Origin of the sequence: Bacillus cereus group sp. TH152-1LC, from assembly GCF_027710505.1 — a bacterium.
In the GTDB taxonomy this organism is placed as follows: Bacteria; Bacillota; Bacilli; order Bacillales; family Bacillaceae_G; genus Bacillus_A; species Bacillus_A mobilis.
On the sequence record NZ_JAQFNK010000002.1, the window covers coordinates 406014 to 431327 of the forward strand.

A 25314-nucleotide genomic window follows, 5' to 3' on the forward strand; every position below is an offset into this window, starting at 1 on the left:
TCTTTGAAAGGGGGTGAGTGACCGTGGGTGATGACGATGACAACAATAACGTAAATAAATATAAAATTACTGGAGGGAAAAATAATGGATTCAATAATGAAGCGTTCACTCACAAAAGAATGTACAAAGCAAAGCGGGAATGTTGTATTACTTCAAGGATGGGTAAAAAAGATTCGTCATCTTGGAAATGTTAGTTTTTTATTATTACGGGACAGAACAGGAGTAATTCAATGTGTATTAGAAAATGAATTGGCTGGATATAAAGTTGATGTAGAAAGTGTCGTCCACGTAATTGGTGAAATAGTCGAGACATCGAAAACAGAATTGGGTGTTGAAGTACTTGCTCATGAAGTGAAAGTAATAAACGGTGCAGAACCACTTCCGTTTGAAATAAATAAAAAGAAATTGCAAGTGGGCTTAGATCAACTACTGAACGAGCGGGTATTATCATTAAGACATGAGAGAACAGCAGCAATATTTAAAGTGAAATCTACACTCGTTCAGAGCTTTAGTGAATTTCTTACAGAGAACGATTTCACACGTATATTTACGCCGAAAATTGTTTCGCAAGGGGCAGAAGGAGGAGCAAATGTTTTTAAACTTCCATACTTCCAAAAAGAAGCTTATTTAGCACAATCACCACAGTTCTATAAGCAAATGATGGTGGCTGGGGGACTAGAACGTGTTTTTGAAATTGCACCTGTTTATAGAGCGGAACATCATAATTCTTCCCGTCATTTGAATGAATATATATCGTTAGACGTAGAACTTGGATTTATTCATGATTTTTATGAAGTGATGCAACTAGAAACGGATGTTTTACAATATATGTTTCAACAAGTAGCAAAAAAATGTGAAATAGAACTACAACTATTACAAATAGAAGTACCTGTTATTACTGAAATACCTAAAATTACATTGTTAGAAGCACAAGAAATTTTGAAAAGTAAGTATCGTAAAGAATCTCCTGTAGGGGATTTAGATACAGAAGGTGAAAAGTTACTAGGGAAATATGTAAAGGAAACATATAATAGCGAATTTGTTTTCATTACACATTATCCGAAAGAAGCGAGACCGATGTATACGATGCAAAATAAAGAGAATCCAGCTATTACTGATTCATTCGACTTATTATATAAAGGGTTAGAAATAACGTCAGGGGCACAGCGAATTCATGATTATGAAATGTTACTTGCTTCTTTTAAAGAAAAAGGATTACATCCAGAGACATTTCAATCTTATTTAAATACATTCCGATACGGTTGTCCCCCGCACGGTGGTTTCGGAATTGGATTAGAGAGAGTTGTATACAAACTATTAGAATTAATTAATGTACGAGAGGCGAGTGCTTTTCCGAGAGATTGTACGCGTCTTATACCGTAAGAATAACCCTCTTCTATAGTATAGAAGGGGGTTATTCCTTTCAACACATGTTAAAAGAAATAATTTTTTGTGTGAAAATATGTAAATTATATTAAGAACATTTTATAATGAATTGAGAAAAAGAAAATTCATAAGTTATAATGAAATATGAATATAAAAAAGATTCATATAATAATGTATGGAAGGGTATGAAACATGTTATATCAAACTCAAGCAACACAACAAACACCAGCTTATATAATTTATCTTCTTGATGTAAGCGCATCAATGAACCAAATGATGGATGCAGGTGGAGAAGAAAAAAGAAGAATTGATATTGTGACGGATGCTCTTTCTTTAGCAATTCGCCAAATGGTATTTCGTTCAACAAAAGGTAGTCGCCTGCTTCCAAGGTATAAGTTATCTATTTTAGCCTATAGTGATCATGTTTTTGATTTATTGGGTGGTGTGAAAACAATAGACGAGGTAGCAAGACTGCGCCCATTAGAAAAAATTCAAACGCATCGTTTAACTGATACAGCAAAAGCTTTCTCTGTAGTGGAGAAGTTATTGCAAAAGGAATTACCAAATTTACAAGATGGGCCAGCTCCTGTTGTTTGTCATATGACAGATGGAGCATCAACTGGTGAAGATCCAGAATTAATTGTACGAAGAATTATGAATATGTCTGTACCTGATGGAAACGTACTAATTGAAAATATTTTTATTTCAGATGAAATTATGCAAGAACAAATTTCTAATATAAAGAAGTGGGAAGGGATTATGCCAAATACAGTGATTACAGATGAATATGGTGCAAAGTTGCAAAGACTTTCATCGCCTATACCTCAAAGCTATCGTGAGATGATGACGGAACATGGGTTTCATATTACTGATGGTGCTGTGATGATGTTTCCTGGGACAAATGCTGACTTAGTATCACTTGGATTTCAAATGTCTGCTGCAACGCCGGTTCGATAGGAGGAGAGAGTAAGGTGAAATATATCCTATCACAAAAGGAAGAAACGGTATTGCAAGAAAAGGAAACGAAACATTTTACTTATAGATATAGTTATGTAAGAGCAAAAGAAACGCAGGATTTAAATGAGAGTGGACAAGACTTTCTAGTATTACTAGATAATGGAACTAGTTTCATATTTGCCTTATGTGATGGTGTAGGGCTATCTTTTCATGGTGAAATTGCTGCGGAATTTCTTGGTATGAAGTTAGTAAACTTGTTTGATACATGTCAAGAAAGTGGACTGGATATTGCTACATTATTAAATGAACAGTTAAATAATTGGATAGAAGAAGCTTCAGAGGAAGTGAGTGCATTTCGATTGCCAGAAGAAACACCGTGGTTACTACGCGATGTTTTGGAAGAAAAGCGAAAAAAAGGTAGTGAAACGATGTTTATTGGCGGGAAAATAGAACTCATTCCAAATCAAGATAAAGTACAAATAACGATAGTTACACATGGCGATTCGTTTGTACAATTGTTTCAAGATAAGGAGAATTGTTCGAATGTAATGAAGTTTAAGAGAAATATAGAGAAAAGATGGTCTACACAGCGAGGCATTATTGGTGGGGAATTGGCGGTTTTTTCAAAGGTATTATCTAGACAAGAAGCTAATCGGATAGTTATTCACTCAGACGGACTTGTGTCACTTAAGCAGTATAACTTTGAGGACGTATTAAAAGAAATTGAGAGGGCACAGAACTCTCCGACAAGCGATGATATTTCATTTTTAGATGTTTCTTGGTAACAAACATGATGGAAAAAAGGTGAATAAACGTGGAAGAGATTATTGTGACATACATAAAACAGTCAAATGAAGAAATTGATATTGCAATTCCAAATGACGTAAAAGTGGTGCAAATTATTGAAGCGATTTTACATCATGAAAAAATAGATGAAGCATTAAGCGGGATCTATGAAATTAGAGTGGCAAAAGATAAAGAAGAGTGGCATTCTATTCGAAATGATGAAACGTTGCGCGATAATGATGTGTGGGATGGACAATATGTAATGCTACATAAAAAAGGAGCAATTATCCCTTCTTTTGAAATGATGCCAGCAGAAGAAGTTTATAATGAACCTGTTAAACAAAATATGTCTTCTAGTGAAGAAGATTATGTATGGAAAATCATTGAGTAATAGTTTTGGGATGGGGAAGGAGAAATGTTTTGTGCAAAAATCACCGTATTTTCAACGCTCTCCGCGTGTGAAAGTAGATATACCGACAGGGGATGTTATTATTCATGATCCACCGAATATACCGGAGGAGCCGAAGTTTTCAATTGAAACAATGTTACTGCCTGCCATGATGACGGTTTTAACATTGGTATTATATTTTGTAATGATGAAATTTATGAAGATGAATTCAAGTTATATGCCATTAATGATGGTTTCAAGTATTCCGATGTTGGGATCATATATAATTACAACGATGGGGCATTTCCGTAAAAAGAAAGAACATCGTCAAATGGTTGAACAATTACAAACAAGATATTTAGAGCAAATTCAAAAGCATCGAGTGGAATTAGATACGTTAAAGGTTGAACAAGCAAAATATTTAATTACACAAAACCCAAGCCCCTTAAAAAGTGTACAAAGAATTGAAAATCGGGAAAGTAATTTATGGGAGAGAACACCTGAAAGTCCAGACTTTTTAGATATTCGTATTGGTACAGGAGAAAGACCATTTCTTGTAGAATTGAAGGTGCCCGAACAGAAAGGTTATGAAGAAAATCCATTAGTTACAGAAGCGCAAAATGTCAAAAGGGATTTCAATACGATACCAAATGGACACATTTCCATTTCTTTGAAAAAAAACGATGTAATTGGTGTAGTTGGAAATAAAGAAGATAGACTAAACTTTATTCGAATTGTAACGACGCAAATTATGACGCATCATGCACCAAATGAAGTGAAAATAGCAGCATTTTATCATGAGAAAGAGAAAAAGCAGTGGGATTGGATGAGGTGGCTTCCTCACGTATGGGATGAACAGAGAAGTATGCGCTTTTTATCTGAAAATCAACAAGATGCACAGAAACTAGCTGAAGTACTATTTACCCCACTTAACATGCGTAGAATCTATAATTCTTCTGCACAAGCGGATGCAAAAGTTCCTTTAATTCCGATGTATGTCTTTTTCTTATCAGCGAGAGAATTTTTAGAAGATGATCCTTTAACTCCAATGTTACTTAGAGAAGGTGAAAGTGTAGGAGCTTCTACATTTATTTTTGCGGAACAAAAGGAACGGTTACCGATGGAATGTGATCTTGTAATAAGTTTAAATGGAGAAAACGGTGAGTTAGTAGAAACGTTTTCAAGTTCAGCTGAAAATAGTGGGACAACGCGTGCTAGTTTTAAAGTAGATCGACTTTCATTCGAACGATGTGAACTAGGAGCGCGAAGCATTGCTCCAATTCGAATGAAAAGTTCTACAGCAGCAAACATTCCGAAAGTATTAACATTTTTAGACTTGTTTCAAGCTAAAAATATGGAAGAGTTACAAGTATTAGAGAGATGGAAAGGAAATCGATATCCGACTTCATTGCCGGTTCCAATTGGTGTAAGAGAAGGAAGTAAACCTGTTTTTCTAAATATTCACGATAAAATAGAGAAAAAAGGGCATGGTCCGCACGGTCTAATGGCTGGTACAACTGGATCAGGAAAAAGTGAAGTAATTCAGTCTATAATAGCCGCCTTAGCGGCAACCTATCATCCTCATGAGATGGCATTTATGCTTATCGACTATAAAGGTGGTGGAATGTCAAACACATTTGCGGGATTACCACATATTATTGCATCTATTACGAACTTAGAAGATCCAAATTTAATTGAGCGTGCCAGAATTTCATTAAAGGCAGAATTAGAGCGTAGACAAAAATTATTCATTCAGGCTGGAAATGTTCAGCATCTAGATGAATATTATGAAACAAGCTGGCGTGAAAAAGAACCTTTACCACATTTATTTATTGTTATTGATGAGTTTGCTCAAATGAAAAAGGAACAACCAGAATTTATGGACGAGCTAATTAGTGTCGCTGCAATAGGAAGGACGTTGGGAGTTCACTTATTATTAGCGACTCAAAAACCTTCAGGGGTTGTAAATGACAAGATTTGGAGTAACTCGCGTTTTCGAATTTGTTTACGTGTACAAGATGATGCGGATAGTCGTGAAATGTTAAAGATTCCAGATGCATCAAAAATCAATGTACCAGGACGAGGGTATCTCCAAGTAGGTAGCAATGAAGTATTGGAATTATTCCAATCAGCATGGAGCGGAGCACCTTATAATCCAGATGAAGAGAAAGTTCTTGATATTGTTGATTTTACAGAAGTTAAGCTCTCGGGTGAAAGAATAAAAGTGAAAAAGCGTCCAAAACCAATGACAAATAGTCCAAAACAACTACAAGCTTTTATTCAATATGTACAGAGCGTATCAGAAAAAGAAAATATTAAAGCATTACCAGGACCTTGGCTGGATCCATTACCGGAAAAATTATTGTTAAAAGAATTTTATGCTATGGAAGATTGGACAATTGCTGAGTGGAATAAATCAAAAGAATATTTACAAGTAACGGTAGGATTAATTGATGATGTTGCAAATCAAGCACAATTTCCTCTGAAGTTAGATTTACAAGAAGGGCATTTAAATATTTATGGTATGCCAGGTACAGGAAAAACGACGATGTTGCAAACTATTATTATGTCCTTAGCTGTATCTCACACACCAGAAGAAGTGAATTTCTATGTTATTGATTTTGGTCGTATGTTCTTAGATTTTAGAGATTTACCTCATATAGGCGGGATTATACAAGAAGGCGAAAATGAGAAAATGAAACGTCTATTCGGATTTTTAAAGAAGGAAATCACGCATAGAAAAGAGAGTTTTTCTAATATCGGTGCAAAGTCATTCTCTATGTATAATCGAATGGTAGAAAAGAAAATACCAGCTATAGTAGTAATGGTAGATGGTTATATAAGATTCAAAAATGAATTCGAGAAAGAAAACGAAGTATTAGAATTATTATTGCGTGAATCAAGTACATACGGAGTATATTTCTATTTCTCTCTGAATCAAACAATTGATATGTTCGATCGTGTTCGTAATAATATACCGATGGCACTTACATTTGAATTGCAAGATGGAACAGAATATCATAACTTAGTTGGCAGACCTAAATTCCCGTTAATTGAAGTTCCTGTTGGCCGTGGATTAATGAAAGGGCAACCGCCGGAATTATTCCAAGCAGCATTGCCGTTTATTGGCGAAAGTGAACTTGAGTACTCGCAACAATTAAAGACAATTATTCAAAAAATGAATGGAGAATGGAATGGTGAAAAAGCAAAAGCTATTCCAATGGTACCTAAAGAAATATTTGTAGAACATATGATTGAAAAATTAGAAACAGCCCATATTTCAGCAGGTATAGAAACAGAGGATATTCGTTTACAAAGTTTTTCTTTAGATGAAATGAGTCATATATTTATTGGGGGAAGAATAGAAGGTGGAAAAACATCGCTATTACAAACACTTCTATTCACTACTACATACCAATACTCTCCTGAAAAGGTTGAGCTATACTTAGTAGACCTTGGTGAAAGACCTACAGGCTTATTAGCTCTTGGAGATTTACCACATGTGAAGAAGACAGTTACAGATGGTATGCAATTAAAAGAAATGTTAGATGAATTGATAGAGCTAATAAATAATAGAGAACCAATAATGCCTTCTATAGATCCAAACGCAACAGTGGAGATTCCATATAAGAGAATAATCATTGCGATTGATGATATCGATCAAATGTTAACTTTATTATCTACTGATTATGAGGCGAAAAATAAAATAGAACTAATAGTACAAAACTGTAAAAATAAAGGAATCCACTTTATGACAGCTGCTACTACGTCTAGCTTAAATAGCTATTCTCATGAAAAATGGTTTGCGGAAATTAGAAAGAGAAGTATTGGATATTTATTGGGAACGACACAAAATAACGATGTGTATTTCTTTAATATGAAACTGCCACATACTGAAATGGATCAAGAATTATTAAGTGGGGATGGATATTGCATACGTAGAAAGCCAATAAAAATAAAATGTGCATATACACCATTACATTTACTTCGCACGATGACAGATAAAATTAGTGTGAAATGGTCTGAATTAAAAGTGAAATAATATTAAAATAGGGTTAAATTACTAGAAAATAGAATATTTTTGTAATTCAACCCTTTAAAAATTGTATGAATATAGTTTATAATCTAATTGTTGTATCATTTTTGATTTGAAAGGGGAAATTATTAAGATGGCAGAAATTAAAATCACACCAGAAGAACTTGAAAGAATCTCAGGAAACTTTAAAAACGCAGCAGGAGAAGCACAAAGTCAAATTAATAGACTTGAAGGCGATATTAATAGTCTAGAAGGACAATGGGCTGGGGCAACACAAGCGAAATTCCGTGGAGAATTTATCCAATCTAAACAAGCAATGCAACAATACATTCCAATTTTAGAAGGTATTTCAACAGATTTAAAACGTATCGCTGATAAATTCCGTAACACAGATAACGCATACTAAGAATAGAACAATTGCAAAAGACCAGGAGCTATTGTTCCTGGTCTTTTTTGAAAAATTGTAATACGAGAGTAAGGGGATAAAATGGGATTCCGACCAGAAGTAGGAGAAAAAATTAATTTTAATAAAGATGTTTATCGTTTTGAGAAACACCCAGCTGTAATTGGTATTGAGATGCCCTATGGTCAAGAGGGAAGACAAGGAACAGTTTATCAATTAAAACAGGAAAATGGTGTAGAACGAATTGCATTAAAAGTTTTTAAGGAACGTTATCGTGAGGAAAAACATCAACTAGCATTTTTGAAACCACTTTCTTCCTTAGTGGGTCTGAAAGTATGTTCACGCTATATCGTTACTAAAGAAGAACATACATCTGCTATCGAAAAATCAGAAGATCTTGCTAATAGTATTGTAATGCCTTGGATTGAAGGTCCAACTTGGGCTGATATTTTACAAGAACAACGAATGTTATCAAAAGAACAATGTTTCTTTATTGCAGAAGCATTTCTTACAACACTTAAAATGATGGAAGAAAATGAAGTTGCTCATAATGATTTATCGTCTAGCAACGTACTTGTACCTTTCTTAAGTGAAAATGCAATTGAAGGTCAGCACAATATCGAACTTGTTGATGTTGAGCAAATGTATGGACCAAAAACGAAAAGACCTTCATTATTGCCAGCAGGTTCAGCGGGTTACGCACCAAAGTATTTGACAAGTGGAGTATGGCAAAAAGAAGCCGATCGATTTGCTGGCGCTATTTTATTAGGAGAAATATTAAGTTGGTGTAGTGAAGAAGTTCGAAATAAAAAATGGACTGATGCAAGTTACTTTAAAACGGAAGAAATGCAGACAGAATGTGAAAGATATACGTTACTTCAGCAAGTATTACATAATCAATGGAACGGGGAAATTGCAAAATTATTTAAGCAGGCATGGAGTAGTAATTCTTTTGCAGAATGCCCAAGCTTTGCACAGTGGTACGATGTATTTAATAGCGCGAGAGAAAGAATAAAAATTGATGCGGAAAGGCAGTCAGCAGAAGAACACTCTCTTTTTGTATCAAAATGTTTGGAAATTGCAAGATTATTAGAAGAGAGAGGATTTAAACAAGCGGCATTATATGAATATAAAATAATTTTCAATTCACTTAATCCATCAACAGCGCTGCAAAAAGAACTCGCATATATCATTCAAACTATGGAGAGTCAAGAGCCTGAAATAAATAATAAAATGGTCCTACAACATTATTTGGAATTAGCTACTGAATTGGAACGAGAAAACAATGCAGCATTTGCTTGTTTCGTCTATTCACGGATCGTACAATTTCCAAACATTGATCAGGCGTTAAAACAGGAAATTGAAAGCATTATTAAAGAGATAGAAGAAGAGCAAGGAACACAGTCGCAGCAAGAAATAGCAGCTACAATTACAGTGCCAAATAGCATTCTACAGAGCCGAAAACAAGCAAAAAAACAAGTGGAATATGATATAGATGATGAGATTTTAAATGCAAAAGCATCCAATCAACCACTTACAGTAGCACATGAACAAAGTGAACCATCACCTTTTTCTAAATGGTGGAAAAAGAATAAAAAACGGGTTTTGATTATTGGCTCAATTGTAGTAGTTGTTATAGGTGGTTCAACACTATTTTACTTTTATACAACAAATGCTAAATACCAAAAATTTATGGGACAAGCACGCCAAGCCTATCATGATAAAAAATATATAAAAGCAGAAGAAGCTGTTGGTCATGCGATCGCAGTGAAAGGAAAAGATGAAGCTCATCTTCAGCTAGCAACGATTTACATTGCTGAAGGGAAAAATAAAATTGCAATCGACTACCTTACAAAATTAATAAAAGATAGAGAAATAGATAAAGAAAATAATGAAGCGGCATATCTATTAGCTTCAGCGAATTTCCGTATAGGAAAATATCAAGAAGCAGTTCCGAATTTCGAACAAGCATTAGCGAATAATGCAAAAGGAATTGAACCATATAAAAAAGATGCGATGCGAGATTTAGCTGTAAGTCATATGAAAATGAAAGAATTTGAAAAAGCAGAAGATGTTATTGTCAAAATGAGTACGAAGACAAATGAAGATAAAGCAATTGTTTCGTATTTAAAAGGTCAATTATCAACCGCAACGGTACAGTTAGATAAAGCAGAATCCTTCTTTAAAGAAGCTATTATGCAAGATTCAAAGAATGCCATATATACAATTGAACTTTCAAATTTATATGTGCTTTGGAATAAAACAAATCTAATTGATAGTGCGAAGAAAGAAATGAATTATCAACAAGCATCTCACATTTTACAAGTAGCGATTCAAAAAGATATGAAAAATATTGAGTTGTTAAATCAACTAGGAATTGTGTATTACGAAGCGGGTCAATTTTATGAAACGCGAGATGGTGCAAAGAGTACTGCTGCATATCAGCAAGCGTTAGAAGCTTACAATAGAGTTGTCAGCAGTGGAACACGCGACATAAATACGCTTGTGAATATAGGGATTTTATACGATAAAGTGGGACAAGGAAATGAAGCAGAGAAGCTTTTCACAGAAGCATACTCACAAAACGATGAAAATCCACATGTGAATTTTGCATTCGGGATGTTTAAAATTAAACAGAAAAAATACGAGGAAGCAAGTCGTTTCTTAAGAAAAACAGTGCAAGCAAATGAAAATGAATCTGAAGTAAGAGCTGCGCAAGAAAAACTAACAGAAATGAAAACAAACGGTTGGATTCAATAAAGATACGAAAAGGGGAAAAGGACATGGAGGAAAACAATAATAACTTAGGGAAAAAAGTCGCTATATCAGTAATGTCGGTAGCATTACTAGGAACATCAGGATATCTTGTGTATGACAAAGGCTTTAAGACAGCAGGAAAAGAACAAGTAAAACTAGCAAGCAATACAGAAGAGAAAAAAGATGATCGTATTACAGGGGGCGATTTACAGTCTATGTTCCCAAATTTAGTTGCTGATCCTGCAAAAAAAGATGAAAAACCCGGCGAAAAACCAACTATTAATTTAGCAGACTTAATTGGGAATAATAAATCACCAATTACGCCAGTAACATATAAACCAGATGAAGTAACGGTGGAAAAGAAAGATCCACAAATTAAATTATCGGATGCACCAACTCCACAAAAACTAGATTTACCAACTAATATGGTTGGACCTGTGGCAGAGCCAGGAAAAGCGAATGATAATAAACAGCAACTAACTGTACAAGAAGGAGACGGACAAAAACCAGATACAGGTACAAAACCAGACACAGGTACAAAACCAGATACGGGCACAAAACCAGGTACAGATGCAAAACCAGATACAGATGCAAAACCAGATACAGGCACAAAACCAGACACAGGCACAAAACCAGACACAGGTACAAAACCAGATACAGGTACAAAACCAGATACAGGTACAAAACCAGATACAGGTACAAAACCAGATACAGGTACAAAACCAGATACAGACACAAAACCAGATACAAAACCAAAGCCCGATCCAGAACCAACACACCCAACAATTACAGTATCACCAAAAACGGGTGATATTTTAGTTGAGTGGTACGCAGGAAATGGAAAATACTACTCATCTGTTTTCTTTAATGATTTTTATACGAGTCAAAAAGAACTGGATGAAAATGCATTAAATAATTTAACGAACTACTATAGCAAAAAAGAAGACTGGACGCTTGTTAGCCAATTGAATACACCATCAAAATCAAAATCGATAGCTGAACATAAGTTAGCATTAGATAATGTAGAACAAATTCTTACAAGTGGTGAATATTCAAATGAGAGAGCACTATTCTATTTACGTAATCAAATGAATGTATTAAATGAATCGGTTACTACACAAGAAGAATTACAAAGATATTTAAGTGAAAATAAGAAAAAATATATTAAATCTGTAGCAGAAAAAGTTTATCAAACAGCAATAGAAGAAAAAAGAGAGTGGTCAAATACAGGGGATGTAGCCTCTTTAGAACAAGCATTAAGTAAATTTTATTTAGTTACATCAGTACTTGAAAGTGTAGATCCTACATTAGTAGAAAAAGCGAATCAAGATGTAGAAGGTATTTTCAACAAGCTATTACAAGAAGAATTACAGAAACTTAATATCCAAACATCAGTAGTGATGTCTACAACTGAAACAAAAGAAAATGCAAGTCAAGTAAAAGAAGATGCTAGCAGTAATGAAGGAAAAGTAGTTAAAGAAGAAAATGTAAGTGAAAATGAGGCAACAGCTACATCAAGTGAGAAAAATCTAAAAGATTCAATAACTGAAGGTGCCACAGATAACGATAAAACAAATAATGTAGATTCAAGTAATCAAAAAGAAAAAGTGAAATCTGACCCAGTGAAAGAAGCAATTGCTCAAATTGATGTATATTTAAATCCAGCGAATCCACATTATGAAAATGCTTTACTATTAGCAAATAAGTATATTGACGGTGCAACAGGAGAACAAAAAGAAAAATTAGAAAAGCAATTTAGTGCGGCTGTAGAGGGACTTCGTGGACAAATTAAAGATTCTAATTTCAAAGTGGAAGATGCTATAAATAAAGCGAATTTATTAGCAAATACAGCAAGAGTAGAAAAATCCGTTCAAGATGAATCTCATAAGTTATTAATGCCGCTAATGTTTGAAAGAAAAGCAAACGATGCTGCAAATAATGAAGAATATTATACAGCGGTATTAAATATTGCAAATGCAATTCGTACAAAGCACCCATTGGAACGTTCAAGAGAAGAAATGGTTAATTATGCGAATAAATTATGGACAGATACAGAAAATGAATGGAATAAAATAAATGGGACGACAGGATGGCAAAGTGAAGTAGGAAAAACAGTATTACCATCATACACATTACTTGCACAGTTAAAAGATATTGATAAAACGATTGGTCAAATTAGCGGTATGAATATGATTGATAATGCATCAAGAAAAATGGAGGGAATTCAACTTGTACAATTAGCGAGTGATGAAGCAAATAAAAAAGAGCAAACAAACCTTTATAATGCTTTGCATTATTATGGTCAAGCAGCTTCCCGTGGTGTGGTTGACAAAGCAGGATTTTCTAATGTTGCTAGTCTTGTAATTAAAGAAGCAAAACAGTTAGAAAAAACGCAATATAAATCAGCGTTAAACAACTATCAAATTTTATATAAAACACCAGGTATTGAAGAATTAGGAATTAAAGATGGGGTAAAAGTGGCAATTGAGTATTTGAGTACATTTGAAGCTGCAAAGGTAAGCGGGAATAAAGATACGATTGAAGATTTAGCTTCAGCAATTGAACTAACTTACCACTCTATGGAACTAGGATATCCAGAAGCAGATGCAAAAGAATGGATGAATACGGTAGCCCTAAAAATGTTTAATAAAGGTGCAGGATATATGTCCGCAACTGATACGAATAATGCATATAAATGTTTTGAATTTTTAACTCGTGATAAATATGCAAATGCTATTAATGGAGAAATAACGAAACAAGCAAAAGAGAATGTAGAAAAAATTAAATCTATGAGCGTTAAAAAATAATTAGATTTAACATTCGCCATCTTACTTTGCGTAAGATGGCGAAATTATTTCACATAAGGAGTGAAGTTCAATGAGTTTACTAGAAATTTGTCCATTAGATGAGGCGTTAGTGGAAGCTTTACAGAATGAAGAAAAAAGAGTTCGTTTTTATGAGATATTACAGAAATCAAATTTGTACGTTGTTGCTTCTGTAGAGGGAGATACAAATGTAGATGAAGAAGGGAATTTGATTTCAACTGAAAATACACAATTGCAAATTCATTATTTTGAAATGGAAGAAGGATTAATGTTACCACTGTATTCTGATTTGAAACATTTAGAAATGGTTATTCCAGAAGAATGTCCATATGTCTCTATGAATGCGATTGAATTATTAAAGACTATAGATTTAGAAGCAAATGTAATATTAAACCCAGGAACAAAATTTCAAAAATTATTTGTGAAGGAAGAAATTGAATCGATTTGTGATAACAGTATTTTTGATGTTTTTTCTAAAGGGAATAAGTAAAAATTGATGCAGTTCTATTTCTTTTTGGTATAAAATAGAGGAAGGTGGGAGAGGGTTTGGAGATCAAGGTCAAACCTGAACAACTCGAACAAATTGCCAAAAACATATCAGAGATGCAAACACACAGCCAGAACATACAACAAAATCTCAATCAATCTATGTTTAGTATTCAAATGCAATGGCAAGGAGCAACGAGTCAACATTTTTATGGGGAATATATGAGATCAATGGGACTCATGGAATCTTACATACGTAACTTACAAGTTACAGAAAAAGAATTACGGCGTATCGCTCAAAAGTTTCGTCAAGCAGATGAAGAATATCAAAAGAAACAAAATGAAAAATTGAAAGAAACCCATAAAAAAGAAAAGAAACATGAAAAATCATGGTGGGAAAAGGGAGTAGAAGGGGCAGCTGAATTCATTGGAGTAAATGATGCAATTCGTGCAGTTACCGGTAAAGATCCTATTACAGGAAAAGAATTATCATCAAAAGAAAGACTCATCGCCGCAGGATGGACGCTCCTAAACTTTGTTCCTGTTGGAAAAGTGGCAAGTCTTGCTGGAAAAGGAATAAAGTATGTCGCTTCTAGCTTTGGGAAGACAATTGTAAAAGCAGGAAAAAGACTAGGCAAAGGCGTAACAATGGTAGCCGGAAAAGCTGGCAAAGCAGCTGTCGATGGCATAAAAATAGCGAGCCACAAAGTAAAAGAGGGTGTAAACTTTGTAGCCTCCACAGCAAAAGGCTTTGCCGATAAAATCGGAAGTCTATGGAACAAAGGTGCCACAACCGTAAAAACAACTTTCTTGCAGGGGAATGAAAAGATCCAGCACGCAGTAAAAACATTACTGGAATACAAGTGGATCCCAGGCGAGGGAAAAGGCTTCGCCATGGCTGGAGTAGGAAAGGTCTCAGGAGGAGGACAGTATTCTCTGAAAGAGGCTTATCAGTATATGGAGAGTAAGGTTGTTAAGGGTACGGGTAATAGAGAGGCTGAAGTTCCACCTGTTTTTAGACAAACTGATTTTGCTAGTTCTTATGAAGCAAGATATAATCAGACACCTTCACCAATTAATTCGAAGGTTAAATTTGAAGGAATCAGAGGAGAATCTTTAAGTACGCTTAAACCACCACCAGACCTTAAATTGCAACGTATATTAGATGAAGCTGGCATTAAAGGTATTCAATATAAAAACGGAGTTCCTGATTTTTCGCCAGTATCAAAGGCTCAAATTGAAATTGACTATATGCTTGGAGGAAAAGGAAATTATGGTACAAAGGCTAGGACATACAATTTTGCTCAAGCAGACCAAAAGTTAGCGGATAAGCTAAATGACTCAGTTGAACTAGCTCGCCAATTTGGAATGGAACCTGGTGGGATTACCGCGAAAGACATAGACAAATATCGAACAAAAAATCAATTAACATGGCATGAAGTAAATGATGTGAAAATAATGCAACTTGTACCGACAGAGATAAATAAAAGATTTGGGCATCTTGGTGGAGTAAGTGAGATAAACGCAGGGGCGTTTGAGCCAGGAGGATTTGCTAAAAAATAAAAAGGAGAAGTAAGATGAAAATAAATGATGCGGTTTTTGGTGAGCTTGAATATGATTTTGTGTGGTCTAAGGATACTAGCATTAACTTTTTGGGAAATGAAGTCGAGATAGCACTAATAGTAAAAGGTGATGAGGATGGTAAGTTTGATGAAGAACAATATGTAGCATATACTTCACTTATGCAAAATTGGGAACAATTACAACAAAGCTTTTTGCAATCAATATTAGACTATTACAAACAAGAGCGTCAGGAACTAGGTTATGATATTGAAGTAAATGAAAACTATCCATTAGTTGAAACAACTAATGAAATATTAGAAATGATAAGTTTAGATGGGATTATTGTTCCCTATGCAGGTATTTTTGACGGTCGGGATATTGGAATTACATTTAATTGTACATGGGATACAGAAAATGGTCTAGGGATTCGTTTGTTAAATGAAAAAGTAACTGAAGTAGGTTATCAAGACGTTGCAATTTAAAATAGGCTGTTAAAAAGTACATACTTCATGATGGTTGTACCATCATGAAGTATGTACAATGATAGAATAGAAAATGAGGTGCGAGCTTAGGCGAGATGACATTTTACTGGGCGATGAATATTAAGGCATGGAATGGACATAAAACTAACGAACTCGTACAAGCTCGTAAATTTTAACGTAGTAGTTGTCATGACATATAAAAGGTGTCATGCTGTTTCCATAAAACTTACAAATTTAGTGCTGCTTAAAAACATATGAACTTAAAGCACTTGATTGTCAATTAAGGGTAACAAGTGCTTTTTTGTGCTTAGCGTAGAATTTTAACAGTGCACTATAATTTTATATGACGAAGGATAATGAAAAATAAAAAAGGTTTCTCAACAAAATTTAATATAGCCCTTGACAGTTATAAATATAACCGATATACTTCATATTAATTTCAAAAGAAAATATATTCTAAATATTTAAATGTGTTGAATAGGAGTAGTAAGGTCGTATATTTGTACAGAGAGCTATGGGTTGGTGTGACATAGTCAAATGACATCCTGAACTCGCCTAGGAGCAGTAAGGTGGAACGGAATCACATTCTTAGTAAATCTTAACGGTTAACCTTCGATATTAGGTTTGTAATCAAACGATTACTACTAAGGTGGATTCATAATGGAATCAATAAGGGTGGTACCGCGTTAAGTAAATGGCTTAGCGTCTCTTTATATAGAGATGCTAGGCCATTTTTTTATTTTATGGAAATAGAAATGGAGGGTTTATTCGGATTGGTTTATAAAATTTAATTATTTATATAAAAAGATTTAACTAGGAGGAAAATAAGATGAAACAGACGGAGCAATGGACTTCGAAATTAGGTTTTATAATGGCTGCAGCAGGATCGGCAATTGGACTTGGCGCAATATGGAAGTTTCCTTATATCGCTGGGAAAAGTGGGGGAGGAGCATTCTTTTTAATCTTTATATTATTTACTGTATTAATTGGGCTACCGCTACTTATAGCTGAATTTATGATTGGTCGCAGTACACAGAAACAAGCGGTTGGAGCATTTAAAAGTATCGCGCCAAATACAGGATGGCACTGGATTGGACGACTTGGCGTTGGAACATGTTTTATATTACTTTCGTTTTATAGCGTTGTAGGTGGATGGGTGTTAATTTATTTATTCAGAGGAGTAACGGGACAACTTATTACTCCGGGACAAAATTACGGAGCATTATTTACTGAAACAATTGGTAATCCCACCTGGGCGATTATAGGGCATTTCGCTTTTATGTTTATTACGATTTGGGTTGTGTCAAAAGGTGTACAAAACGGAATTGAAAAAGCAAGTAAATATATGTTGCCAGCATTGTTCGTATTATTTGTTGCTCTTATTGTTCGCTCACTAACACTTGATAACGCAATGAAAGGTGTGAAGTTTTTCTTACAACCAGATTTCTCAAAGATTACTTCAGAAAGTATTTTGTTTGCAATGGGCCAATCATTTTTTGCGATTAGTATCGGGATTTCGATTATGGTCACGTATAGTTCCTATTTAAATAAAAAAGAAAGTTTACCAAAATCAGCAATAACAATTGTTGGATTGAATTTATTTGTTTCATTATTTGCGGGTCTTGCTATTTTTCCGGCCGTATTTTCATTAGGAATGGAGCCAACAGAAGGGCCTGGATTACTATTTATCGTATTACCATCTGTATTTAGTCAAATTCCATTCGGCGGATTTTTCTTAACAGTATTTCTTGCACTATTTACATTTGCGACATTAACATCGGCATTTTCTCTACTAGAGACAGTTGTTTCAGCATTAGCAAATGGTGAACAAGAAAGAAGAACGAAATTATCATGGATGATTGGTTTCGGCATTTTCTTAGTAGGTATACCTTCAGCGCTATCATTTGGAGTATGGAGTGATATTACGATTTTCGGAAAGAATATTTTTGATGCAGTAGACTTCTTATCTAGTAATATATTAATGCCACTTGGAGCACTATTTATTAGTATTTTCGTTTCATTCAAAATGGAAAAGAAGGTGCTAGAAGCAGAGTTTTTTGTAGGTGGAAATTATGGAAAGAAAGTATTTATTTGTTGGGCTTTCTTACTTCGATTTGTAGCACCACTCGCAATCATCATCGTCTTTTTAAATGTAATAGGGATTATTTAAGGTGAAATGTTATAATATTCAGTAAAAAAAGTGGTGATTTTTATGACGAATTTGATAGAAGCAGGGAAATACATGAACATTAGAGGGAAAAAGCTATACGTTGAAACGCATGGAAACCCTAAAAATAAACCGGTCTTATACTTGCATGGTGGACCAGGAGAAAGTTGCTATGATTTTTCATTTCATCAAGCGGAATGTTTAAAAGATTCTTTATATGTAATTATGATAGATCAAAGAGGTGTTTGTCGCTCAGAAGAAATTACTGAGGACGAAGCTTTTGGATTAAATGATTTAATTGAAGACTGTGAGGAACTAAGAAAAGCATTACAAATTGAAAAGTGGTCTGTAATTGGACATTCTTTCGGTGGATATGTAGCGTTGTTATATGCGTCGATATATCCAAGTTCAATAGAGAAAATAATATTCGAAGGGCCAACTTTCGATTTTGCTTTAACAAGTAGGGCTTTGTTACAAAAGACAGGGAATTTATTAAAAAAGTATGGAAAAGAAAAAATAGCAGAAGAATCCCTTGCTTATTCATCTAGCAATACGAGTTCAGAAGAGTTGCTAGAAGCTTATATAAGACTAAGCAATGAATTAGAAGAAAATAGAATGGAGATTTACAATTATAAGGAAGATGTGACAGACGAGAGTTTATATAGTGATGAAGAGTGGGAAGTATTTTCAAATCGCTCCAAAATTCATTTTGATAGATTAAAAGAAGAAGGCGCAGTTCATACTTCATTATTACAAAAAATAAAAGAAATACAAAATCCAATGTTATTAATTGTAGGAAAACACGATGCAGTAACGTGTGAAAAACAAATTGAAATATTTAATAAAGATGCTCGAAACGGCAAGTATATCGCTTTTGAAGAGAGTGGTCATTCACCACATTATGAGGAAGCAGATCGATTTGCAGAAACAGTCATACATTTTTTGAAATGAAGAAAAGGGTGCTTCTATAAATGGGAAGCACCCTTTCTAAATTTCTGGATAAGTGATTGTAATATTAGGCCATTTGTTTTGCCAATTCTTTTTAGTAACTCTAGTATTGTACATATGCAGTCGTTCTTTTGATTCAAGAAAATGATCTGTTGGTCTCACTTGTAAGGAAAGCACATCTTCAATCCCGCACGGAGCTGTTAATATAACTTTGTTTTTTTCTTCGCCTAATGTAACCCCTAAAGCCGTTGCTGTTTCAGGAAATTTAGAAATAGCATCAACAGAAGAAGAGTACGGTGGCATATTATTCACTACATGCATACGAGCTTGATTCTTTACAGACCAAGGGATCGTAGCATCAATATTCATTAATTTCGTTTCTAATGATTGTTCGTATATCTCATCTTTATGTAGACTATCATAATAAATCACATCAACATCAGGCATAGCTGTTTTAGCTTCATAGTTATGTAAAGTATCCCAAATTTTAGAGCGAACAAACCCGGCACAAATCCACCAATCAGGTAAATTTAGTGATTTTGCTATTTGTAATACGTTCATCATCCATTCGTCGTTTTCAATTAAGCGAATTATATCTTGCTCTGTTTGTATAGTCATTTGTTATCCCACCTACTATTTTTATAGAGGACTAATTCATCAGTTTAATAATCCATGTGATCCAGTAAGCACCTGGTATGAATAATAGTTGTGCTAATAATGTACCGAAAAGTCTAGAAATCATTAGCCAACCATACATTTTACTCATTGCTTCTGCACCTTCTTCTGATTGAAGAGCTCGCTCTGTTAAAAGGGCGATACGTGGATCGAGCAGAACTGTTAATAAAATAGTAGCAAAACCATTAATAAGGCCAGAAGCTGTAGTAGCTTTTGTTGCGTAAGCTGGAAGTAAAAAAGAAGCGTATAGGGCTGAAAGAACACCAGCTGTATAAATTGCAGTAGCAAACATATTAATAAGCATAATACGTTTTGGAATACCACCGATACGCAGTCTATGAATCATTTCTAATTTTGGGAAGCGTACGTATTTTCTTGTGTACTTTAATTTTTGAATGTTATTTGTTTTCATCATTCGAATGAAAGAACCATCTGTTTCAAAGTTTTGAATGACATATCCAAATAGTTTGGTCAAAGTTGGATACAGTATAATCGCAAGTAAAGTACCGACAGAGGCGGATAATAGAACGAGCCGTATAGTATGTTCTAAATTAATGGAAGCGTCTCGTTTTGCCTCATCGACAATCCCACCGATTAAAAAGGCTTGTAGCATGTTAGATGTTCTTGAAATAAGTAACACCATGCCTACGACAGACAAAGCAACAGCAATTCTCTTTAAACGCACTCCAGCTAAACGAATACTATAAGAGCTCGTTTCAACTGCGTGAATAACAATTGTGAAAGCCATTATAACAATTAACGTAATTGACATTAGATTCACCAGTTCCTATTAAAATAATTGTAACTTTTTAACTTTATCATATGTCTTACACTTTGTAACGGAAAGTATGTGACATAGAAGAAAAAATTTTTCGAAAAGATAAATAATGGTAGTATAGTAAAAGGTGGGCACGAAAAGCCTTCCATATAATATGTCAAGTAAATAGAAGCGGGGGATTAAATTTGTATACAACATTTCTATTTGATTTAGATGGAACATTGACGGATCCGAAAGAAGGAATTGTAAATTCAGTATTGTATGCATTAAAGAAGCTTGGGATTGAAGAATTACATGTAAGCGAGTTAGATTCATTTATTGGTCCACCCATCCAGCAATCATTCGTAGAGAGATACAATATGAATGAAGGAGAAGTTGAACGAGCTGTTTTTTATTTTAGAGAGTATTTAAAGCAGCGTGGATTGTTAGAAAATAATGTTTACGAGGGTATTCCAAGTCTCTTAAAACAATTAAAAGATACCGGAAAACGTTTATTTATTGCAACTTCAAAACCTACTATATTTGCTGAACAAGTTATAGAACATTTTCAACTGACGAAGTATTTCGAAGGTATCATTGGAAGTAATTTAGATGGTACGAGAATAAAAAAAGAAGAAATTATTTCTCATCTTTTACAAACAAATGAAGAACTTAATAAAGAACTTAATAAAGAAGACATTGTTATGATTGGAGATAGAAAGCACGATATAATAGGTGCAAATCATAATGGAATTGCTTCAATTGGCGTTTTATATGGTTATGGTAGTAAAACAGAATTGACTGAAGTTGGTGCGACTCATATAGTAAATGATGTAAAAGAACTTCATCATTTTTGTGTAGATAATAGTTTGGTAAAGAAGTAAATATAGAGACTAAAAATCCCTTTATAACGTATGATGATCAAATCGTATTTGTTTAAAGGGATTTTTCATATGTAATCGAATACTTATAATTAGACATTTTTAGCATGAAAAATTTGTATGAATAAGAGGAGGGATGTCAGAATCAAAAGATTAGTAGAAGTTCATCTATAAAAGTTTGAATTTTCAGTTTAAAGGAGGGGTATAATTGGAGCTAGTTATTATATTATTAGCACTTAGTTTACTAATGTTTGTAGCATATAGAGGGTTTTCTGTTATTTTATTTGCACCGATATTTGCATTATTTGCGGTATTTTTGACAGAGCCTAGTTTTGTATTACCTTTCTTTTCGAATATTTTTATGGAGAAAATGGTAGGTTTTATTAAACTATATTTCCCTGTATTTTTACTTGGGGCAATATTTGGGAAAGTAGTTGAAATGTCAGGAATTGCAGACTCGATTGCAAAGACAATTATAGAGTTAGTTGGTGAAAAACGTACGATTTTAGCGATTGTATTAATGGGTGCGATCTTAACGTATAGTGGCGTTAGTGTGTACGTAGTAGTGTTTGCTGTATATCCGTTCGCAGCTAAGCTGTTTCGACAAGCGAATATCCCGAAGCGTTTAATCCCTGGAACGATTGTACTTGGAGCAGTCACGTTTACAATGGATGCGCTACCTGGATCACCACAAATTCAAAATGTAATACCTACTACATTTTTTAAAACGGACATTTATGTATGCTGCGCCGCTACTTGGTATTGTAGGGGCAATTTTTGTACTGACGTTAGGTTTACTATATTTAGAGAGTAGACGTAAGAAGGCGAAGGCAGCAGGAGAAGGGTATTTTGGTTTAACGATGGGGATACTGAAATGGCAGCTTCTTTGCAAGTGCAAGTAGAACAAAAAGATATGCCATTACTGAAAAGCATTGAAATTACAAGAGTTCAGCAAGTGATTGCTTTTATACCACTTATTTTAGTAGGTGTAATGAATAAGGTATTTACTATTATGATACCGAAGTGGTATCCGAATGGTTTTGATTTTTCTGCAATTGGTATGAAAGCATTTGGAAAAGTAGAATTAAGTGCAGTAGTTGGAATTTGGTCAGTAGAATTGGCACTTATTATAGGTATTGTAACAACGTTATTATTATATTGGAGACGAGTAGTAACAGGATTTCAAGCTGGATTGAATACAAGTATTGGTGGAGCGCTACTTGCAACGATGAATACAGGAGCTGAGTTTGGATTCGGTGGTGTCATCGCAGCACTTCCAGGCTTCGCGATTATGAGAGATGGCATTTCTGCCACATTCACAAATCCTTTAGTAAATGGAGCAGTAACGACAAATATTTTAGCCGGTATTACAGGTTCTGCATCAGGAGGAATGGGGATCGTTTTAAGTGCAATGGGAGATAAGTTTATTGCAGCGGCCAATCAATTTGATATTCCATTAGAAGTAATGCACCGTATTGTATCAATGGCATCAGGAGGAATGGATACATTACCACATAACGGAGCAATTATTACTATTCTCACAGTAACAGGTTTAACACATAAACAGTCATACAAAGATATATTTGCTATTACAATTTTGAAAACGGTTGCTGTATTTTTAGTTATTGCATTCTATACAGTAACAGGAATTTATTAAGTCGATATTTTATAAACTAAAATATTAATTAGGGTAAGAAGGGGTGGAGTACTTGCAAGAAGTTGCTGAGTTTCGTATGCCGAAGTCTGTATTATATGGAAGAAATTCGCTTGAAAAGCTGGGGGAACAATCTAAGAAGTTAGGGAAAAGAGCGTTTATAGTTACGGATACAATTATGGAGGATTTAGGATATGTTGAGAGGTGTATACAACAACTAAATACGAAAGGTATTACAGTTATTACATATAATAAAGTAAATGCTGAACCTACCAATATACATGTGTTAGAAGCGTTATCTATTTGTAAAGAAGGAAAGTGTGATTTTATTATAGGTATTGGTGGTGGAAGTTGTATTGATGCTGCGAAAGCAGTTTCGGTGTTATATACAAATGGTGGAGAAGTGGAAGATTACGTCCAAAAGAATATGGAAATAGACAATGATCCGCTACCACTTATTGCAATCCCAACAACTTCTGGTACTGGATCGGAAGTAACAAGTGTAGCAGTAATTACGAATAAACGAACAGATGTAAAAATGATGATGAAGCATCCAAACTTCACCCCGCAAGTAGCGATTATTGACCCGATTTTAACGCGTTCGGTACCACCTCATATTACAGCAGCAACAGGGATAGATGCATTGTGTCATGCAGTCGAAGCATATATTTCTAGAGTTTCACAATCACTTACAGATGTACTAGCTCTTTCCGCCATTGAAAGTATTATGAAATATTTACGTATTGCATATGAAGACGGAGAGAATATGGAGGCAAGAGAAGCGATGATGATAGCATCCTTACAAGCTGGAATCGCATTTTCAAATGCATCTGTTACATTAGTTCATGGAATGTCCAGGCCAGTAGGGGCGTTATTTCATGTACCACATGGTATATCGAATGCAATACTATTACCTACAGTTTTAGAATATACAAAAGTTAATGCAGTAAAAAGACTAGCGAAAATTGGGCGTTGTTTAAATAAAGATTTGTATTCCTATTGTGATGAAGAAGTAGCAGACTACACGCTGAGGGAAATAAAAAAACTTTGTTTTGATCTCCGAATTCCAAACTTAAAAGAATACGGAATTGGTGAAGTTGAATTTGAAAAATCTATTTCTAAAATGGCATCAGATGCAATTGAAAGTGGAAGTCCAGCAAATAATCCACGTGTGCCATCATATGATGAAATTAAACAGTTGTATCGAGAGTGTTTTCATTATCAATATGAAGATTCTATAAAAACATTAGATCATTAATTTCGGAATATTCTTATAAAATTTCCTTGGAAATAGTTAAAACAAGACTTTATATTAAAAACGTAAAGTCTTGTTTTATTATGTATAATATACATAATAAAATGTTGTGATTAGTTTTAAAAAACAGTATAAGGTGGGTGTTGTGTAATGAAAACAATAGGTTTAATTGGTGGCATGAGCTGGGAATCAACTTCTGAATATTATCGAATCATAAATGAAGAAATAAAAGAGAGGTTAGGAGGATTACATTCAGCAAAATGTATGATTAATAGTGTAGACTTTGAAGAGATTGAACGATTCCAGTCTAGCGGAGATTGGGATGGAGCAGGAGAAATATTAGGAAATGCAGCATATTCGTTACAGAGAGGAGGAGCAGATTTTATTATTATTTGCACAAATACAATGCATAAAGTAGTTGAGAAAATAAAGGAGAATATTCATATTCCAGTGTTACATATCGCTGATGCAACTGCAAAAGAAATTAAAAGGAAAGATATTCAAAAGGTTGGTTTACTTGGAACTAAATATACAATGGAGCAAGACTTTTATAAATTACGCATAGAAGAAAATCATATAAAAGTAATGGTTCCATCAAAAAAGGATAGAGATAAGCTAAACGAAGTAATATATACAGAATTGTGTTTAGGAAAGATAACATCTCAATCTAGAGAGTATTACAAAAGAGTTATAGAAGAGCTAGTACAAGAAGGGGCGCAAGGAATCATATTAGGTTGTACAGAAATAGGATTATTAATAAAGCAGGAAGACGTATCTATTCCGATATTTGACACAGCTCATATACATGCAGTTGAAGCTGTTAATTTCGCTTTACAAAATAGATTATAATTATATTATGTAACCTAATTCGTGTTTGTGGAAAACATTCAGAAAATACTTTATAATGT

At 34.3% G+C, this 25314-nt stretch carries 18 protein-coding genes, 1 pseudogene and 1 other annotated feature; of the genes and pseudogenes, 17 read left to right on the forward strand and 2 right to left on the reverse strand.

Going from position 1 to position 25314, the window contains the following annotated elements; genetic code table 11:
- Positions 1-84 precede the first annotated feature (84 nt).
- The 13 genes from aspS (at position 85) to PDL00_RS08680 (ending at position 19187) form a co-directional block, all read left to right on the forward strand.
- Positions 85-1383, forward strand: a complete 1299-nt coding sequence (gene aspS, locus PDL00_RS08620; protein WP_270728511.1) for an aspartate--tRNA(Asn) ligase — start codon at positions 85-87, stop codon at positions 1381-1383.
- Between the two features lie 195 nt (positions 1384-1578).
- The gene (locus PDL00_RS08625; protein ID WP_242255494.1) at positions 1579-2343 is read left to right on the forward strand and encodes a vWA domain-containing protein; all 765 of its coding nucleotides are present in this window, start codon (positions 1579-1581) and stop codon (positions 2341-2343) included.
- Positions 2344-2357: 14 nt separating this feature from the next.
- On the forward strand, positions 2358-3128 hold the full coding sequence (locus tag PDL00_RS08630; protein ID WP_242255496.1) for a hypothetical protein: 771 nt from the start codon (positions 2358-2360) through the stop codon (positions 3126-3128).
- Positions 3129-3157: 29 nt separating this feature from the next.
- Positions 3158-3520: an EsaB/YukD family protein gene (locus PDL00_RS08635; RefSeq protein ID WP_270728515.1), complete on the forward strand. Its 363-nt coding sequence runs from the start codon at positions 3158-3160 to the stop codon at positions 3518-3520.
- A gap of 31 nt (positions 3521-3551) precedes the next feature.
- On the forward strand, positions 3552-7559 hold the full coding sequence (gene essC, locus PDL00_RS08640; RefSeq protein ID WP_270728517.1) for a type VII secretion protein EssC: 4008 nt from the start codon (positions 3552-3554) through the stop codon (positions 7557-7559).
- Between the two features lie 127 nt (positions 7560-7686).
- Positions 7687-7959 (forward strand): WXG100 family type VII secretion target, encoded by a 273-nt coding sequence (locus PDL00_RS08645; RefSeq protein ID WP_002141592.1) that lies wholly within the window; start codon positions 7687-7689, stop codon positions 7957-7959.
- A gap of 81 nt (positions 7960-8040) precedes the next feature.
- A complete protein-coding gene (locus PDL00_RS08650) occupies positions 8041-10716 on the forward strand; it encodes a tetratricopeptide repeat protein (RefSeq protein WP_270728520.1) in 2676 nt (891 codons plus the stop codon).
- A gap of 23 nt (positions 10717-10739) precedes the next feature.
- Positions 10740-13520 (forward strand): hypothetical protein, encoded by a 2781-nt coding sequence (locus PDL00_RS08655; protein WP_270728523.1) that lies wholly within the window; start codon positions 10740-10742, stop codon positions 13518-13520.
- A gap of 70 nt (positions 13521-13590) precedes the next feature.
- On the forward strand, positions 13591-14028 hold the full coding sequence (locus tag PDL00_RS08660) for an SseB family protein (RefSeq protein ID WP_242251935.1): 438 nt from the start codon (positions 13591-13593) through the stop codon (positions 14026-14028).
- A 56-nt stretch (positions 14029-14084) separates the two neighbouring features.
- Positions 14085-15587 carry a WXG100 family type VII secretion target gene (locus PDL00_RS08665; RefSeq protein WP_270728529.1) on the forward strand — a complete coding sequence of 501 codons (1503 nt, stop codon included), beginning with the start codon at positions 14085-14087 and terminating at the stop codon, positions 15585-15587.
- Positions 15588-15601: 14 nt separating this feature from the next.
- Positions 15602-16069: a DUF6985 domain-containing protein gene (locus tag PDL00_RS08670; protein WP_270728532.1), complete on the forward strand. Its 468-nt coding sequence runs from the start codon at positions 15602-15604 to the stop codon at positions 16067-16069.
- 464 nt (positions 16070-16533) lie between these two features.
- Positions 16534-16782 (forward strand) — a binding site (T-box leader).
- Between the two features lie 116 nt (positions 16783-16898).
- Positions 16899-18239: a sodium-dependent transporter gene (locus PDL00_RS08675; RefSeq protein WP_242251954.1), complete on the forward strand. Its 1341-nt coding sequence runs from the start codon at positions 16899-16901 to the stop codon at positions 18237-18239.
- A gap of 42 nt (positions 18240-18281) precedes the next feature.
- Positions 18282-19187 (forward strand): alpha/beta fold hydrolase, encoded by a 906-nt coding sequence (locus PDL00_RS08680; RefSeq protein WP_270728534.1) that lies wholly within the window; start codon positions 18282-18284, stop codon positions 19185-19187.
- A 36-nt stretch (positions 19188-19223) separates the two neighbouring features.
- On the opposite strand, the gene PDL00_RS08685 is transcribed toward PDL00_RS08680, so the two are convergent.
- On the reverse strand, positions 19224-19802 hold the full coding sequence (locus PDL00_RS08685) for a nucleotidyltransferase family protein (RefSeq protein WP_270728536.1): 579 nt from the start codon (positions 19800-19802) through the stop codon (positions 19224-19226).
- Positions 19803-19833: 31 nt separating this feature from the next.
- The gene (locus PDL00_RS08690) at positions 19834-20631 is read right to left on the reverse strand and encodes a lipid II flippase Amj family protein (RefSeq protein WP_270728538.1); all 798 of its coding nucleotides are present in this window, start codon (positions 20629-20631) and stop codon (positions 19834-19836) included.
- 191 nt (positions 20632-20822) lie between these two features.
- On the opposite strand from PDL00_RS08690, the gene PDL00_RS08695 reads away from it, so the two are divergent.
- From PDL00_RS08695 to PDL00_RS08710, 4 genes and pseudogenes are all read left to right on the forward strand, one after another.
- Positions 20823-21500: an HAD family hydrolase gene (locus tag PDL00_RS08695; RefSeq protein ID WP_270728540.1), complete on the forward strand. Its 678-nt coding sequence runs from the start codon at positions 20823-20825 to the stop codon at positions 21498-21500.
- Between the two features lie 205 nt (positions 21501-21705).
- Positions 21706-23154, forward strand: a pseudogene (locus tag PDL00_RS08700) (GntP family permease).
- A 52-nt stretch (positions 23155-23206) separates the two neighbouring features.
- Positions 23207-24409 carry an alcohol dehydrogenase EutG gene (eutG, locus tag PDL00_RS08705; RefSeq protein WP_242252193.1) on the forward strand — a complete coding sequence of 401 codons (1203 nt, stop codon included), beginning with the start codon at positions 23207-23209 and terminating at the stop codon, positions 24407-24409.
- A 147-nt stretch (positions 24410-24556) separates the two neighbouring features.
- The gene (locus PDL00_RS08710) at positions 24557-25255 is read left to right on the forward strand and encodes an aspartate/glutamate racemase family protein (RefSeq protein WP_061679519.1); all 699 of its coding nucleotides are present in this window, start codon (positions 24557-24559) and stop codon (positions 25253-25255) included.
- The last annotated feature ends 59 nt before the right edge of the window (positions 25256-25314 follow it).